Origin of the sequence: Erythrobacter sp. (assembly GCF_036351135.1) — a bacterium.
GTDB lineage: Bacteria > Pseudomonadota > Alphaproteobacteria > Sphingomonadales > Sphingomonadaceae > Erythrobacter.
In genome coordinates this window covers 116,859-130,605 of the sequence record NZ_JAZBON010000023.1, presented here as the reverse complement: position 1 = coordinate 130,605, position 13,747 = coordinate 116,859, and the positions used below count along the sequence as shown (strand labels likewise).

The 13,747-nt window shown below is 63.9% G+C and carries 14 protein-coding genes and 1 pseudogene; 7 read left to right on the top strand and 8 right to left on the bottom strand.

Going from position 1 to position 13,747, the window contains the following annotated elements; genetic code table 11:
* From V2I30_RS06985 to bchF, 3 genes and pseudogenes are all read right to left on the bottom strand, one after another.
* Positions 1-848: nitrogenase component 1 (locus V2I30_RS06985; protein WP_330661386.1), on the bottom strand; the 848-nt coding region annotated here is incomplete at its 3' end.
* 2 nt (positions 849-850) lie between these two features.
* Positions 851-2,143, bottom strand: a complete 1,293-nt coding sequence (locus V2I30_RS06980; RefSeq protein WP_330661394.1) for a ferredoxin:protochlorophyllide reductase (ATP-dependent) subunit N — start codon at positions 2,141-2,143, stop codon at positions 851-853.
* Between the two features lie 14 nt (positions 2,144-2,157).
* A pseudogene (gene bchF, locus V2I30_RS06975) lies at positions 2,158-2,619 on the bottom strand (2-vinyl bacteriochlorophyllide hydratase); the annotation flags it as partial.
* Between the two features lie 361 nt (positions 2,620-2,980).
* Here bchF and V2I30_RS06970 point away from each other — a divergent pair.
* The 7 genes from V2I30_RS06970 (at position 2,981) to V2I30_RS06940 (ending at position 9,911) form a co-directional block, all read left to right on the top strand.
* Positions 2,981-3,892, top strand: a complete 912-nt coding sequence (locus V2I30_RS06970) for a cobalamin B12-binding domain-containing protein (RefSeq protein WP_330661385.1) — start codon at positions 2,981-2,983, stop codon at positions 3,890-3,892.
* 13 nt (positions 3,893-3,905) lie between these two features.
* On the top strand, positions 3,906-5,327 hold the full coding sequence (gene ppsR, locus V2I30_RS06965; protein ID WP_330661384.1) for a transcriptional regulator PpsR: 1,422 nt from the start codon (positions 3,906-3,908) through the stop codon (positions 5,325-5,327).
* Between the two features lie 148 nt (positions 5,328-5,475).
* Positions 5,476-6,417: a chlorophyll synthase ChlG gene (gene chlG / locus V2I30_RS06960; RefSeq protein ID WP_330661383.1), complete on the top strand. Its 942-nt coding sequence runs from the start codon at positions 5,476-5,478 to the stop codon at positions 6,415-6,417.
* On the top strand, positions 6,417-7,820 hold the full coding sequence (locus V2I30_RS06955; protein ID WP_330661382.1) for a BCD family MFS transporter: 1,404 nt from the start codon (positions 6,417-6,419) through the stop codon (positions 7,818-7,820). The genes chlG and V2I30_RS06955 overlap by 1 nt, the downstream gene beginning before the upstream one ends.
* On the top strand, positions 7,817-9,013 hold the full coding sequence (locus tag V2I30_RS06950; RefSeq protein WP_330661381.1) for a geranylgeranyl diphosphate reductase: 1,197 nt from the start codon (positions 7,817-7,819) through the stop codon (positions 9,011-9,013). Before V2I30_RS06955 ends, V2I30_RS06950 begins: the two co-directional genes overlap by 4 nt.
* 100 nt (positions 9,014-9,113) lie before the next feature.
* A complete protein-coding gene (locus tag V2I30_RS06945) occupies positions 9,114-9,602 on the top strand; it encodes a TspO/MBR family protein (protein ID WP_330661380.1) in 489 nt (162 codons plus the stop codon).
* Between the two features lie 93 nt (positions 9,603-9,695).
* Positions 9,696-9,911, top strand: a complete 216-nt coding sequence (locus V2I30_RS06940; RefSeq protein ID WP_330661379.1) for a hypothetical protein — start codon at positions 9,696-9,698, stop codon at positions 9,909-9,911.
* Positions 9,912-9,993: 82 nt separating this feature from the next.
* Here V2I30_RS06940 and V2I30_RS06935 read toward each other — a convergent pair whose 3' ends face one another.
* The 5 genes from V2I30_RS06935 to pufB all read right to left on the bottom strand — a co-directional run bounded on the left by V2I30_RS06935 (position 9,994) and on the right by pufB (position 13,687).
* On the bottom strand, positions 9,994-11,151 hold the full coding sequence (locus tag V2I30_RS06935) for a S41 family peptidase (protein WP_330661378.1): 1,158 nt from the start codon (positions 11,149-11,151) through the stop codon (positions 9,994-9,996).
* A gap of 234 nt (positions 11,152-11,385) precedes the next feature.
* A complete protein-coding gene (gene pufM, locus V2I30_RS06930; RefSeq protein ID WP_330661377.1) occupies positions 11,386-12,312 on the bottom strand; it encodes a photosynthetic reaction center subunit M in 927 nt (308 codons plus the stop codon).
* Positions 12,312-13,148, bottom strand: coding sequence for a photosynthetic reaction center subunit L (gene pufL / locus V2I30_RS06925; RefSeq protein WP_330661376.1), 837 nt, complete (start codon positions 13,146-13,148; stop codon positions 12,312-12,314). The genes pufM and pufL overlap by 1 nt, the downstream gene beginning before the upstream one ends.
* Before the next feature lie 132 nt (positions 13,149-13,280).
* Positions 13,281-13,409: a light-harvesting antenna LH1, alpha subunit gene (gene pufA / locus V2I30_RS06920; protein WP_007164990.1), complete on the bottom strand. Its 129-nt coding sequence runs from the start codon at positions 13,407-13,409 to the stop codon at positions 13,281-13,283.
* Between the two features lie 86 nt (positions 13,410-13,495).
* The gene (gene pufB / locus V2I30_RS06915) at positions 13,496-13,687 is read right to left on the bottom strand and encodes a light-harvesting antenna LH1, beta subunit (RefSeq protein ID WP_330661374.1); all 192 of its coding nucleotides are present in this window, start codon (positions 13,685-13,687) and stop codon (positions 13,496-13,498) included.
* Positions 13,688-13,747 lie beyond the last annotated feature (60 nt).

The window sequence follows — 13,747 nt, the reverse complement described above, 5'->3', positions numbered from 1 at the left end:
GTCGAATCGACGCTGCGGCTCCACCACGGGAGCCGGGAAGAGGTGTCGCCGAGGGCAGGCGTGGGATCTGCACCTGCCAACTCGGCGACTTCAGCAATAAACGCCTTTGTAGCGCTCACGCCGAATGGGATTGAGCGCACCCGGGGCTGCTTGAACGTGCGTTCGAGCCAGCGGGCCGCTTCGTCTGCAATTTCGGGATAGAGAACGATGTTGAAGTCGGCAGCGCCGATGCGCGCAATGTCCGACGGAGTCGCATCGAGCGGGGCGACGAGGTTCATCTCGACATCGAGAGCTTCGAGGATCTTCTTCACCTCGACGAGGTCATCGCGGTGGCGAAATCCGAGCGCTGTGGGGCCGAGGATGTTGGCGCGCGCCCGGCGTCCTTCGCGCGGAGAAGGCTTGATGTCCTGATCGGCGAGGTGGCGCACGATCTGGTAGAAGGTTTCCGATGCGCCCCAGTTCTCCTTGCGCTGATAGCTCGGCAGCTCCAGCGGGATGGCGGGGCAGGGGAGGTCCATCGCCTCGGTCAGACCGCCCGGATCGTCCTGGATCAGTTCTGCGGTGCACGAGGCGCCCACGATCATCGCCTGCGGCTTGAACCGTTCGGCCGCCTCTCGCGCCGCGTCCTGGAACAGCTGGGCTGTATCCTTGCCGAGATCGCGCGCCTCGAAGGTCGTGTAGGTCACCGGCGGGCGCTTGCCGCGCCGCTCGATCATGGTGAAGAGCAGGTCCGCATAGGTATCGCCCTGCGGCGCGTGCAGCACGTAATGCAGCCGGTCCATCGCGGTCGCGATGCGCATGGCGCCGACATGCGGCGGTCCTTCATAGGTCCAGACAGAGAGCTGCATCGCTACACCTCCAGCCTGTCGCGCCGGCGCAGGGGCCGGGCAAAGAGTTCGGCCAGGTCGCCCGCCTGGTCGAACCCGTGGATCGGCGAGAAGACGAGCTCGATCGCCCATTTGGTGGTGAACCCTTCGGCCTCGAGCGGATTGGCAAGGCCGAGGCCGCACACGGTCAGGTCAGGCTTGTCTGCGCGCACGCGGTCGAGCTGATTGTCGACATGTTGGCCTTCGCTGATCCGCGCGGAGGGCGGGATCAGATCCAGTTCCTGCGCGCAGTGCGTCTTGTGAAGATAGGGTGTACCGACCTCGACGGGCTCCATGCCGAGCTCGGTCGATAGGAAGCGCGCCAGCGGCACTTCGAGCTGCGAATCGGGCAGGAAGCTGATCCGCTTGCCTTCGAGGGCCGCGCGGGAATGTTCGATCGCGCGCTTTGCCCGCTCGCGGCCCGGAGCGATGACACGGTTGAAGTGCATTTCGTCGACGCCGAATTCGCGAGCGGCGGCGTGGAGCCAGCCGGTCGTGCCCTCAGCGCCGAAGGGGAAGAGCGCGTCGATCCGCGTCGCGCCGCGATTCTCGAGCGCCATCGCCGTATCGGCGAGGAAAGGCTGGGCTAGCAGGTAGCGCGTGTTCGGACCCACCGGCGGCAGGTCGCGGGCATTGCGTGCAGGCAGCACGCCGACATTATCGATGCCGAGCTGCTCGAAGAGCCGCAGAAACTGATCTTCGACAATGTCGGGGAGCGCGCCGACGATCAGCAGCTGCTTTGCCGCGTCGCTAGCCGCGGCGGGCATTTCGGGCACGAGCGCGGCGAGGCAGGCGTCTTCGCCTTGGGTGAAGGTCGTCTCGATCCCGCTGCCCGAATAGTTGAGGATGCGCACATTAGGCATGTGTTGCGCCCCGAGGCGCTGCGCGGCTTTCGCCAGATCGAGCTTGATGACTTCGGATGGGCACGAGCCAACGAGGAACAGCGTTTTAATGTCCGGGCGCCGATCGAGAAGGCGGGTGACCACCCGGTCCAATTCTTCCTGCGCATCGACCATCCCGGCAAGGTCGCGCTCTTCCATGATCGCTGTGGCGAAGCGCGGTTCTGCAAAGATCATCACGCCGGCCGCCGATTGCAGAAGGTGCGCGCAGGTGCGCGAGCCGACTACGAGGAAAAAAGCGTCCTGCATCTTGCGGTGGAGCCACACGATGCCTGTCAGTCCGCAGAACACTTCCCGCTGCCCGCGTTCGCGTAGAACGGGGCGCGGCGCGTCTGCTTTCGCTGGAGCGGCACAACCGGCAAGCGCGGTCGCGGTCATGGCGTCAGGCGGGCTCATGCGGGCACCGCCTCAACCGTAGTACCCTGAAGTCGCGCGACGCGCAGCTTCCACAGGAACTGGCCGGCATTGATGACATAGGTCGTATAGGCCGCGAGCGCGACCAGAAGGCGCTCTTCCATTGTGCCGACGCCGCCAAACAGCATCACGAGATAGAGCGTGTGCAGCGCTAGCACGAGCATCGAGAAGACGTCTTCCCAGAAGAAGGCCGGGGCAAACAGCCAGCGACCGAAGACGACCTTCTCCCAGATCGAGCCGGTGATCATGATCGTGTATAGAACGAGAGTTTTGACGACGATCGAGGCATCGGCAGCAAATGCGCCTTCGCCGGTCGACAGCGTGCGCAGGACCAGACCGAGGCTGACCAGGAAAACGACGAATTGAAGCGGAGCGAGGACGCCTTGCACAACGGTCCAGACCGAAGCGTCACGCCGCTGCCGCTCCTCAACGGAGTAGAGCGAACTGTGCGCTTCGCGTGTCGCCTTGCTGCTTTCCCCTACGGAAGCAGATGCGAACTGTGCGTCTTGCTTATGGCTGTGCATCCCGTGTCGAGCCCTCGATTCCCGTCATGGACACTACGCCTCTGGCCCCAGAGGTGTCAAATACATTAGACGTAAAAGAAAGTGGACACTTTCGCGATCACCCTTCCTCACGGGAAATGTGAAGGGCTTGCAACGCCGTTTGCCAGCAAGGGGTGTTTCGTGTAGAAGTCACGGCGTCGATGGGACAGGAGTCGGGAGAATGTTCGGCCGCATCGACCTCGACGCGTAAGTCCGCGCCATTCCCGGAGACTATCAGCCGGGACACGGGAGGGACTGCATGAGTTCAGCGAAGGGTTCCGGAATGATCGGCGCCGGCTCGGCCGCGCTGCGCAATTTAGTCGGCGGCTCAATCGGCCGCCGCAAGCCCGCGCCCTCCGACAGCACTTCGCATAGGCAAGCGCTTGCCGACGATTCGATCAACACCATCATCGAGGGTGAGATCATTCCCCGGCTACTGATGGCGCATGCGCTCGAAAATCATCGGGAGCAACCAAGGCCGGACCGCGAGATTCGTCAATCCGAGGCGGAACGCTTCGCCGTTCTGCCGCTCCGGCTCGAGGCCCCCGGCCTGTTCGAAGAGGTCCAAGCCTTCATCGCGCAAGGGGTCAGCATCGAGGCGATCTATATTGACCTCCTCGCTCCTGCCGCGCGCCGGCTGGGCGAGTTGTGGGAAAGCGACGATTGCGACTTCATCGAGGTAACGATGGGGCTTTGGCGTTTGCAGGAAGTGATGCGCGAGGTGTCTGCCCGCGTTCCTGCCACCCCCGCGATCCCGGCGGAAGATGCGCCGCGCGCGCTGTTCGCCGCTATGCCCGGGGATCAGCACAATTTCGGTCCGATGATCATGGACGACGTCTTCGCCCGCGCCGGGTGGGACACCGTCATGCTGCTTCATCCCCTGCGCAAGGAGGTGCTCGACAGTCTCTCGCGCGAGCCCTTCGACGTCGTAGGATTGACCCTTTCGCGCGATTGCCCTAGCGCCGCGCTCACCAATGTAATCAAGGCGATGCGGAGCGTTTCGTGCAACCCGCATCTGTCGATCCTCGTGGGTGGTCGCATGATCAACCAAAACCCCGCAATCGTTGCCGAAGTGGGAGCCGATGGGACCGGCGCCGACGCTCGCGCCGCACTCGAAGTGGCACGCGCGTTGGTCCAGTCCGCCGAGGTGCGTGCGCATACGCTGAAATAGGCGGCAAGCGCCGATGTTGACTCGCAAACACTCGATCGAAGGCAAGAATCCGTTCGGCAAGGCTGCCGAGCTGTTCAACACTCTCGACGCCGATTCCGCGATGAAGTTGGCGATGGTCGCCGGCGACATCACCCTGGTGCTCGACGACAGCGGCACGATCCTCGACACCGCTTTCGATCCGGAGGAATTTCCCGGTTTCGAGGGGTGGGAAGGCACCAACTGGATCGAGACCGTCACGGTCGAAACGCGGCCCAAGGTCATGGAAATGCTTGCTGCCGCCCGCCGCGGCGAGGTGCAGCACTGGCGCCAGGTCAACCATCCGACCCGGGACGGCGACGTGCCGGTCCGCTATGCCATCCTCGCCGTCAATAGCGGGGAAAACCGCATCGCGTTCGGGCGCGATCTGCGCGAGGCGGGGCGGATGCAGCAGCGCCTGTTGCAGGTGCAGCAATCGCTCGAACGCGACTATCTTCATATGCGCCAGCTCGAAGCGCGCTATCGCATGCTGTTCGAGCAATCGAGCGAACCGGTGCTGATCGTCGAGGCGTCGGGTCTGCGCATCCGTGAGGCGAATTCGGCGGCGCATAGGCTGCTCGGCGCGCGCGCGGGAACGCTGCCGGGCAAGAAACTTCCGGGCTTCATCGACAAGGGCGCGCGCGATACGCTCGGCAATCTCGTTGGCGCCGCGCTTGCCTCGGCATCGCCATCGCCCGCAACGCTCATTCTGTCTAAAGGCTCGCGCGAGGTCGAGGCGCAGGCCAGCGGGTTCATCCAGGATCGCACGCAATTTCTGCTATTGCGACTGATCGATGCGGAGACTGCGCCGCGCACGGATCCCTCACCGCTCGCTGATCTCGTCGAGCGGATGCCCGATGCCTTCGTCATCACCGATGCCAGTCTCGACGTGCTAAGCGCCAACCATGCCTTCGTCGAACTTGTTCAGGCGCCGAGTATCGATCCGGTAATCGGGCGGCACCTGTCGAACTGGATCGGGCGGCCGGGGATCGATCTCGACCTCATCGAAGGGCAGATCGATCAGCACGGGGCTGTGCGCAATGTCAGCACGGTCCTGCGTACGGGGAACGATATCGAAGGCGAGCAGATCGAATTGTCGGCGGTGCGAAGTTCCGGTCCGGAGAGCTATTACGGCTTCGTCATTCGTCCGATCGGTCGGCGGCTGCGCGATCTTCCGCCCGGTTCGCAGGATCTGCCCCGTTCGGTCGAGCAGCTTACCGACCTCGTCGGGCGCATGTCGCTGAAGGAGATCGTGCGCGAGAGCACCGATCTGATCGAGCGGCTCTGCATCGAGGCGGCGTTGCAATACACTTCGGACAATCGCGCTTCCGCCGCCGAAATTCTCGGCCTTTCGCGCCAAAGCCTCTATTCCAAGCTCCACCGCCATGGGCTCGGCAACCTGCCCAGCGATCCGGACTAGATCCAGGCGCCGCGCGGGCATTTGCGACGAACCCGGAACAATCGAGCTTGCCGGTAAGCTGGCGCCGAATGAACGGAATCCGGTGACACGGGCGAGCAGGGTGTCAATTTAGTTTGACGCCACCCCCTGTCAGGCATAGCCTCTCCTCATGGAAAGGTCCGCTGTTTCGACTCGCCCCGCGCCGGTTCCGGCGCTGCGCGATATCGTCCAGCTGCTCAAGCCGATCACCTGGTTTCCCCCGATGTGGGCGTTCGTCTGCGGTGCGATCTCCTCGGGCGTCGGCCTGTTCTCGGGCGGCGATATTTTCGCGGGCGAGGGACGGTGGCTGTTCGTCATCGGCGGCGCCTTTCTCGCCGGGCCGCTGGTTTGCGGCACCAGCCAGGCGGTCAACGACTGGTTCGATCGGCATGTCGATGCGATCAACGAACCCGATCGTCCGATCCCCTCGGGCCGCATCCCGGGCCGGTGGGGTCTCGCCATCGCCATCATCGCAAGCGCACTATCTGCCGCTGTCGGCTGGCTGCTCGGACCGATCGTCTTCCTCGCCGCCCTGTTCGGGCTCGCCTGCGCCTGGGCCTATAGCGCGCCGCCCTTCCGCCTGAAGGCCAGCGGCTGGACGGGGCCGCTCGTGGTTGGGCTCACTTATGAGGGCCTAAGCTGGTTCACCGGCGCGGCCGTCATGCTCGGCGCGATGCCGCGCGGCGAAGTTCTCGTCGTGCTGCTCCTCTACAGTTTCGGTGCGCATGGCATTATGACACTCAACGATTTCAAAGCGGTCGAGGGGGACCGGGCAACGGGGCTGCGCTCGCTTCCTGTCGTTCTCGGTGTGGCCAAGGCCGCGCGCTTCGCCTGCGCAACCATGGCCGCGGCGCAAGTTGCAGTGATCGCGCTGCTCGCCTTCTGGGGCATAACTTTGTCGGCCTGGCTGGTCGCTGCCGCGCTCGCTGCGCAATTGGCCGCGATGCCCCGCCTGCTGAGCAATCCGCGCCGCTACGCGCCCTGGTATAACGGCGTTGGCGTCACGCTCTACGTGCTCGGCATGATGGCCGCGGCGTTCGGGCTCGGCGGATATTTCGAGGGCGTGCTGTGATGCAGGCCTCCACCGCCTACCGTCAAACCGAAACGCCGCAGGGCCTCGGCTGGTTCGCTATCATTCGCATCGGGCTTGTTCAGGCTTCGATCGGCGCAATAGTGATGCTGATCACGACCGTACTGAACCGGCTGATGGTGGTCGAATATGCGCTGGCCGGGGCTATCCCGGCGGGGCTGGTCGGCTGGCACTATGCCGTGCAACTCGCCCGCCCGCTCTGGGGCCATGGCAGCGACCGGGCCAGCACCGGCGGCGGGCGCCGCGCGCTGTGGATCGTCAGCGGGATCGCTGTGCTCGGGCTCGGCGCGATGCTGGCGGTGCAGGCGACCGTGATGGTCGCGCAGGATTTTGCCGCCGCCATGGCGCTCGCGATCCTCGGCTACACGCTCATCGGCGTCGGCGTCGGCGCGAGCGGCACGTCGGCGCTCGCTCTGCTTGCGAGCGGCGTCATGCCCGAGCGGCGCGCGGCGGCGGCAGCGGTCACCTGGATCATGATGGTGGCGGGTATCGTCGTTTCAGCGATCGCGGTCGGCGCTCTGTTACAGCCATTCTCGCCCGAACGCCTGCTGGCGGTGGCGGCGGGACTGGTGGCGGTATGTGTGCTCGTCACCGCGATGGCCGTCACCCGCCTCGAACCGCGCGGGGGCGCCGCGTTCGACACCGCCCGCTCTGGCACTCCGCCGCCCTTGCGCGAGGCGCTGCGCGAGATCTGGCACGAGACCGCGGCGCGCCGCTTCACGCTCTTCATCTTCGTCTCGATGATGGCTTTTAACATGCAGGACCTCATCCTCGAACCCTTCGCCGGCCTGATCTTCGCGATGACGCCGGGCGAATCGACGCAGCTCGGCGGCATGCAATCGGGCGGGGTGCTCGCGGGCATGATCATCGCCGGGCTGGGCGGTAGCGCCTTTGCCGGCCGCCTGCCTTTCGAATTGCGCCACTGGATCACCTTCGGCTGTCTCGGTTCCGCCCTGTCGCTCGCGCTTCTGGCTGTTGGCGCGCAGGTGGGTCCGGGCTGGCCGATCGCGCTCAACGTCTTCGTGCTCGGCCTTTGCAATGGCCTGTTCGCGGTCGCGGCGATCGGCGCGATGATGGGGCTCGCCGGCAGTGGCGAGACCACGCGCGAAGGTGTGCGGATGGGCGTTTGGGGAGCGGCTCAGGCGATCGCCTTCGGGCTCGGCGGGATGCTGGGTGGCGGCGGGCTCGATGCCGCGCGGCGGATGATCGGCGAGGATGCACAGGCGTTCCAGCTCGTCTTCGCGATCGAAGCGGGCCTGTTCGTGCTGGCCGCCTGGCTCGCCGTGCGCGCGACCGCCCGCCATCTTGTCACAGGTCGGGGCGCACCGCCCGCCAAAAACACAATCCATACTGGCGCGACGAGCGAAGGGGAGATTTTCGCATGAACGAGACATTGTACGACGCCGTTGTCGTCGGCGGCGGCCCGGCGGGCGCCACTGCGGCGACCGAGCTCGCGCTGGCGGGCCATTCGGTCCTGCTGATGGAGCGCGGCGGGCGGATCAAGCCGTGTGGCGGCGCCGTCCCCCCGCGCATGCTCGAGGATTTCGCCATTCCGCAAAGCCTGCTGGTCGCGCGCGCGCGCTCGGCCCGCATGATCGCGCCTTCAGGCCGCGCGGTGGACATGCCGGTCGGTGAGATCGGCTATGTCGGCATGGTCGATCGCGAGGATTTCGACGAATGGTTGCGTGTGCGGGCGAGCGAGTGCGGCGCCGATCGCCTTGCCGCGACCTTCGAGAAAATCGAGCGCGACGAATACGCTCACCCGCTGGTGACCTTCCGCCGCGAACGGGGCGGCCCGATCGAACGGGTGCGCGCCCGCGTCGTCGTCGGCGCCGATGGCGCACGTTCGGCGGTTGCGAAACAGTGCCTGCCCAATGCCGAGCGGGTGAAATGCGTTTTCGCCTATCACGAGATCATCGCCTCGCCCGACAGCGACGGCGAGGACTTCGACGCGAACCGCTGCGACGTCTTCTATCAGGGCAAGCTCTCGCCGGACTTCTACGCCTGGGTCTTTCCGCACGGCAAAACGGCCAGCATCGGGGTTGGCAGCGCCAACAAGGGCTTTTCCCTGCGCGGCGCTGTCACCGAAATGCGCTCCGAGCTCGACCTTTCTCATTGCGAGACAATTCGCCGCGAAGGTGCGCCGATCCCGCTCAAACCCCTAAAACGCTGGGACAACGGCGCCGACGTGATTGTTGCCGGCGATGCCGCGGGCATCGTTGCCCCGGCTTCGGGAGAGGGCATCTACTATGCCATGGTCGGGGGCCGCTTCAGCGCCGAGGCGGCAAGCGACTTCCTGAAGACCGGCGAGGCGAAAGCTCTCAAGACCGCACGCCGGCGCTTCATGAAGGAGCATGGCCGCGTCTTCTGGATTCTCGGAATGATGCAGTATTTCTGGTATTCCAGCGACAAGAGGCGCGAACGCTTCGTCGACATGTGCGACGACAAGGATGTCCAGCAGCTGACCTGGCAGGCCTATATGAACAAGAAGCTGGTGCGCAAGAAGCCCATGGCCCACGTCAAGATCTTTCTGAAGGACACGGCGCATCTCCTAGGACTGAGACCGGCCAGCAGCTAGAAAGGCGAACGGCCCGGGACGGTACGGCGGCTCTTCGCTCGTACATGCGGGCGTGTTACTCCGGCGCCGATATCAGACACGCGATAAGGGATCGATCGCAATGAGCCTTGGCAAGACCTGGATTCTACCGGCGATCGTCGCTGCGATCGCCGCAGCGATGGTTGCGGCGCTGGGCGCGACCATCACCGATCTCGGGCCATGGTATCAAAGCCTTGAAAAGCCGGCGTGGAACCCGCCCGACGTGCTCTTTCCCGTCGGCTGGACGATCATCTTCGCGCTTAACACGGCCGCCATCGTATCGGCCTGGCGCGCGGCACCAACGCCCAAAGTCTCGGACACGATCATCGGGCTGTTTGCCCTGAACGCATTCCTCAACATCACCTGGTCGATGATCTTTTTCCGCATCCAGCGCCCCGACTGGGCGTTCATCGAAGTGCTGCTCTTGTGGCTTTCGATCCTCGCGCTGATTGCCTATTGCGGACGCTATTCCCGCGCCGCCGCGCTGCTGTTTCTGCCCTATTTGGCATGGGTGAGTTTCGCCGCCGCATTGAATTGGGCGGTGGTCGATCTGAACGGCCCGTTCGGCTAAGGGGCGAAGGGGAACGCTGCCATCGATCCGCTGGAAAATCTCGCGAACGCCTATCTCCAGCCGCTTTTTGCCAGCGGTCACGCGGCCGATCTCGTGCTGGTTGTTCTGGCAATCGAGGCCGTATGGCTCGTATCGCGCGGGTGGAGCCTCAAGCGCATCGCGGGACTGGTCGGGCCGGCGGTTTTCATCGTCCTGGCCCTGCGCGCCGCACTGGTGGGCGCGGGGTGGGAATGGGTCGCGCTGCTGCTCGCGCTTTCGCTGCCGCTGCATCTCATAGATTTGCGAGGTCGGATTACAGCTAACAGCTAGATCGTTATCGGTCGGATGGCGACAGGCTCAAGGTAAGCTGCCTGCCGCTTTCGACATCCTAATCGCGCATTCTCGGGCGAGCCTAGCAGCGGTAGGATTTCAGGCGCATGTCCGCGATTGGCCGGGGCACGAAATCTTCTCGGGGGAGGCCATCCACCGTCATGAGTCGCTCTGTGGGTAGCTTGATTAAGAGGTCGGTTTCTCCAACCTGCAGGTCTTCGACCGATCCGTTCAACCCGGCCATCCTATCGCCTTGAATATCGGCTCCCAGCGCGGCGAATCCTATGGCGATCCCTTCACCCATGCTTCCCGTCCAGCGTCCGACGAGGACCAGGGGAAGTTCAGAGCGCAGCTTGCCTTCGCGCGGCAGGACCTGTTCGGTCCATTGGCGCGCTATCCCGGTCCGCCGCTCCTCGGACGGGCGATTGTGTATCTGATAGGGCTCCGGCCGATCGACGAACCAGCCCAATATGCCGCGCGCGACCGTCGTGTTCCCGCCTGATGGGGTGTTACGAAGATCGAGGACAAGCGGGACCGCCCGCGGAATGTCCCGCATGGCCGCATCGAACGCGGCAATCGTGGCAAAGTCCCCGAGGCTGTTATTGACGCGCACCACACGGTAGTCGCCGACATCGCACACGCTTATCGGGGGCGGCGCTTCGTCTGCTCGATCGTAAAGCGATGCAAGAATCAAGTCGCGCATTTGGCCCGAGCTGGTCAGTATCTCGATATGCCGAGCGCGATCGCGCCGACCGGCCACGAGAACGCGCGCGGCATATTCCGCACGATGGTGCGTTGTCGAAAGCCCGAGCTCGTTCCAGAAATCCGACACCGCTTGGGCAGTCGGCACTCCGCCGATCGAGACGATCCTGTCGCCCGCTTCTATTTTTAGATCGGCCGCGGGGCTTGCCTCGCGCACGGTGTCAACGAAGAAGCGGTCGCCGCGCTTGACGATCCACAGGTCGGTGTAGGTCGGAACAACCGCCCAGCTGTCGCGGAACGAGCTGCCGGTGATGGCGTGGTGATCTGCAAGCGTCGCCACGCGGTTTTCGGCATAGGCCAGCAAAGTGCGCTCATCGCGGACCGCATCACGCTCTTGGCGAAGCGCATCGGAATCTGGCAGTTCTTTGTCCGGCAGCTTGTCGAGATATGCGTAATGCGCGGCGATGGTCTCATCGAGGTCGCGCGCCGCCTGCGCATATTCGTTGGCGGATGCGGCGGCGCCGAAAAGAGCGGCCACGGCCAATGCCACAAAAGCTCTCAAAATTGTCATCGGTCGGTATGCTACCCGTTCCGCGGGGAGAGCGCGAGCGTCTGCCAACTCGAGCACCCCGCTCGTCGAATGGTTCGGCATGCGCATGTTTTTATCGCCATAACAGGGGAATTGAGCACTCCGAGCGCCAAAAGAAAGCCCGGCTACGCTTCGTGCGCAGCCGGGCTTTTGCTTGGACCTATGGTTGAGGCGCTAGGGCGCCTAACCCCGCGGGGCGTAATGGTGCTCCTGCGCCCACAGATACCAGTTGTCGACCACGGTTCCCGACAGGAGGATGCCGATCCCGCCGGTCAGCGTGGTCAGCACCGCGAACCACCAGGCCCACCGATGGACCGATTCCATCGTCGCATTGAAGCCCATCGTCCAGCGCCAGAACAGGCCGGCGCGTTCGGATGCGGTGCCGCGATCGGTGATCTGCTCGATTTCGCGCTCGCCACCGTAACGGCTGACTGCGAGGATCGTCGCCCCGTGCATCGCGAAAAGGACCGCCGAGCCGTAGAGGAAGACGATCGAGAGCGCGTGGAACGGATTGTAGAACAGATTCCCGTGGATCAACGAGAAGTTGTTGGTCCAGTCCAGGTGGCTGAAGACGCCATAGGGCACCGCCTCGGCCCAGCTGCCGAGCAGCATCGGGCGAATGAAGCCGAGCACGAGGAAGAGCCAGATCGCAGAGGCGAAAGCCCAGGGAATGTGGTAGCCCATGCCGAGCGCACGCGCCCTGGAATAGGTGCGCACCCACCAGCACAGCACCGCAATCGTGAGGAACGCGCCGGTCATGATGAACCAGCCGCCTTCATTCAGCGGTACGAACGGGCTAAACCCCCACTCGGGCGCCGGCGGGTCGAGCGACAGCCAGAAGAACTCACGGATGAAGGTTTGCGGATCGTATCCGGCCTGCGCCCAGAAATTGAGCCCGATAATAAGGATGGCCACAGTCCCAAAGATGAAGGACAGGAGCCCCGACCAGCCGAGATAGATCGGTCCGAACTGCGCCTGACCGATCTTGCCGAACCAGTAGCTGTACCCGGTGCCCGGCAGACGGATGTCCTCGGAAGGATCCAGCGGTACGCCCATTTCGGGCGGCCCCTTGACCTGGATCTGCGTGAAGATGTTTTGATAGGTCGCCATCAGATCGCCTCCCCTTCCCAGATCGGGATGTCGCGCCAGAAATCCCACCACTCGACCCAACTACCGGTCATCAGCGTGCCCGAGATGACGATGCAGATCGCGCTCCAGAAGCCCGCATTGAGCGCCAGGAACAGCCCCACCCGGTGAATGCCGAGCGTGCCGACTGAATAGCCGACGAAATCGCGGAAGTAGGTGTCTTCATATTCGGGCGTCTTGACGTCGGTCCCGCGCGAGGGATTGACCGCCGAGAGTACCAGACCGCCATGAAGGGCGAGCGCGAGGCAGTTCGTGAAAAAGAACGTGATCGCGATCATGTGGACCGGATTGTAATGAAAGTTCACATAGTTGTAGCCGGTGTAGGAAACCCAATCGAGGTGGGTCCAGATGCCATAGGGAAAGCCGTGCCCCCAGGCGCCCATCCACACCGGGCGGATGACGTTCAAGGTGACATAGGCGAAGACCGCCGTGCCGAACGCGATCGGCACGTGATAGCTCATGCCGAGCTTGCGGCTAATCTCGGCCTGTCGCAGCGCCCACGAGGTAAAGGCGACCACTGCGCAGATCGTGATGACCTGCCAGTATCCGCCTGCCTCGAGCGGCGCGAAAGCGAGTCCGGTCTCGATCGGTGGGGGCTGAATATCGATCAGCCAGGGGTTGAGGGTCGGCCCTTGAGCGGCGGCGGCGAAGATCAGCATCGTGCCGAGCGCTGCGCTGATTGCCACCAATACTCCGAAGAATCCGACATAGAACGGGCCGACCCAGAAGTCGAAAAGGTCGCCGCCGATCAATGTGCCTCCGCGCACGCGGTATTTCCGCTCGAAACTTAGGAGCGCCATAGGTCCATCCTTCCCGCCGCAAAGGCGGGTCTACTGAGTTGTGCGTATCTGTTGTGGGAGGCAGGCAGGCGAACCTGCCTCCTCACGCATTCATGCGTCAGCCGTCCCGCAAAAGGTCCGGCTGCCCCATCGTCAGCTCAGCCAGTTGTAGCTTTCGGTGCTGAGCAGGATGAAGTGGATCGTGAACGCCAGGACCGCGAGGCCGACATGGAGCGCAACCAGCGTCCGGCGAACATCGAAATGATGCCAAATCTTGTACATGTGTAAATTCCTTGTTCCGTTTGCTCGGGACGGCGCTGTGCATTTCCCGTAAGGGATATGCGCTCAGCGCCCGGGCAGTGGAGGTCCTAGATCGGCAGCCAGGGCTTGTTGATCCAGATCAGGATATGCGCGACGACCGCGATTGCGACATAGAGGCCAAAGGTGCCCATGAAGGCGCCGTGGATCTCTTTCGCTTCCTCGTCGGTCAGATACGTCCCCACGCCGGGGCGATCCCGTGTGGGCGTCCCTGTGGCGGTACGATCGATAGGATCAGCCATAATTGTATCTCCGTATTGGGATGTTGGAGCGGGGACGAAGGTGCCCCCGGCGGTATCCGC

What these genes read in the sequence shown, in the direction of transcription:
- V2I30_RS06980 (WP_330661394.1), bottom strand. Translation starts at nt 2,143, where the DNA reads ATGACCGCGACCGCGCTTGCCGGTTGTGCCGCTCCAGCGAAAGCAGAC.
- V2I30_RS06970 (WP_330661385.1), top strand. Translation starts at nt 2,981, where the DNA reads ATGAGTTCAGCGAAGGGTTCCGGAATGATCGGCGCCGGCTCGGCCGCG.
- ppsR (WP_330661384.1), top strand. Translation starts at nt 3,906, where the DNA reads ATGTTGACTCGCAAACACTCGATCGAAGGCAAGAATCCGTTCGGCAAG.
- chlG (WP_330661383.1), top strand. Translation starts at nt 5,476, where the DNA reads ATGGAAAGGTCCGCTGTTTCGACTCGCCCCGCGCCGGTTCCGGCGCTG.
- V2I30_RS06955 (WP_330661382.1), top strand. Translation starts at nt 6,417, where the DNA reads ATGCAGGCCTCCACCGCCTACCGTCAAACCGAAACGCCGCAGGGCCTC.
- V2I30_RS06950 (WP_330661381.1), top strand. Translation starts at nt 7,817, where the DNA reads ATGAACGAGACATTGTACGACGCCGTTGTCGTCGGCGGCGGCCCGGCG.
- V2I30_RS06945 (WP_330661380.1), top strand. Translation starts at nt 9,114, where the DNA reads ATGAGCCTTGGCAAGACCTGGATTCTACCGGCGATCGTCGCTGCGATC.
- pufM (WP_330661377.1), bottom strand. Translation starts at nt 12,312, where the DNA reads ATGGCGACCTATCAAAACATCTTCACGCAGATCCAGGTCAAGGGGCCG.
- pufL (WP_330661376.1), bottom strand. Translation starts at nt 13,148, where the DNA reads ATGGCGCTCCTAAGTTTCGAGCGGAAATACCGCGTGCGCGGAGGCACA.
- pufA (WP_007164990.1), bottom strand. Translation starts at nt 13,409, where the DNA reads ATGTACAAGATTTGGCATCATTTCGATGTTCGCCGGACGCTGGTTGCG.
- pufB (WP_330661374.1), bottom strand. Translation starts at nt 13,687, where the DNA reads ATGGCTGATCCTATCGATCGTACCGCCACAGGGACGCCCACACGGGAT.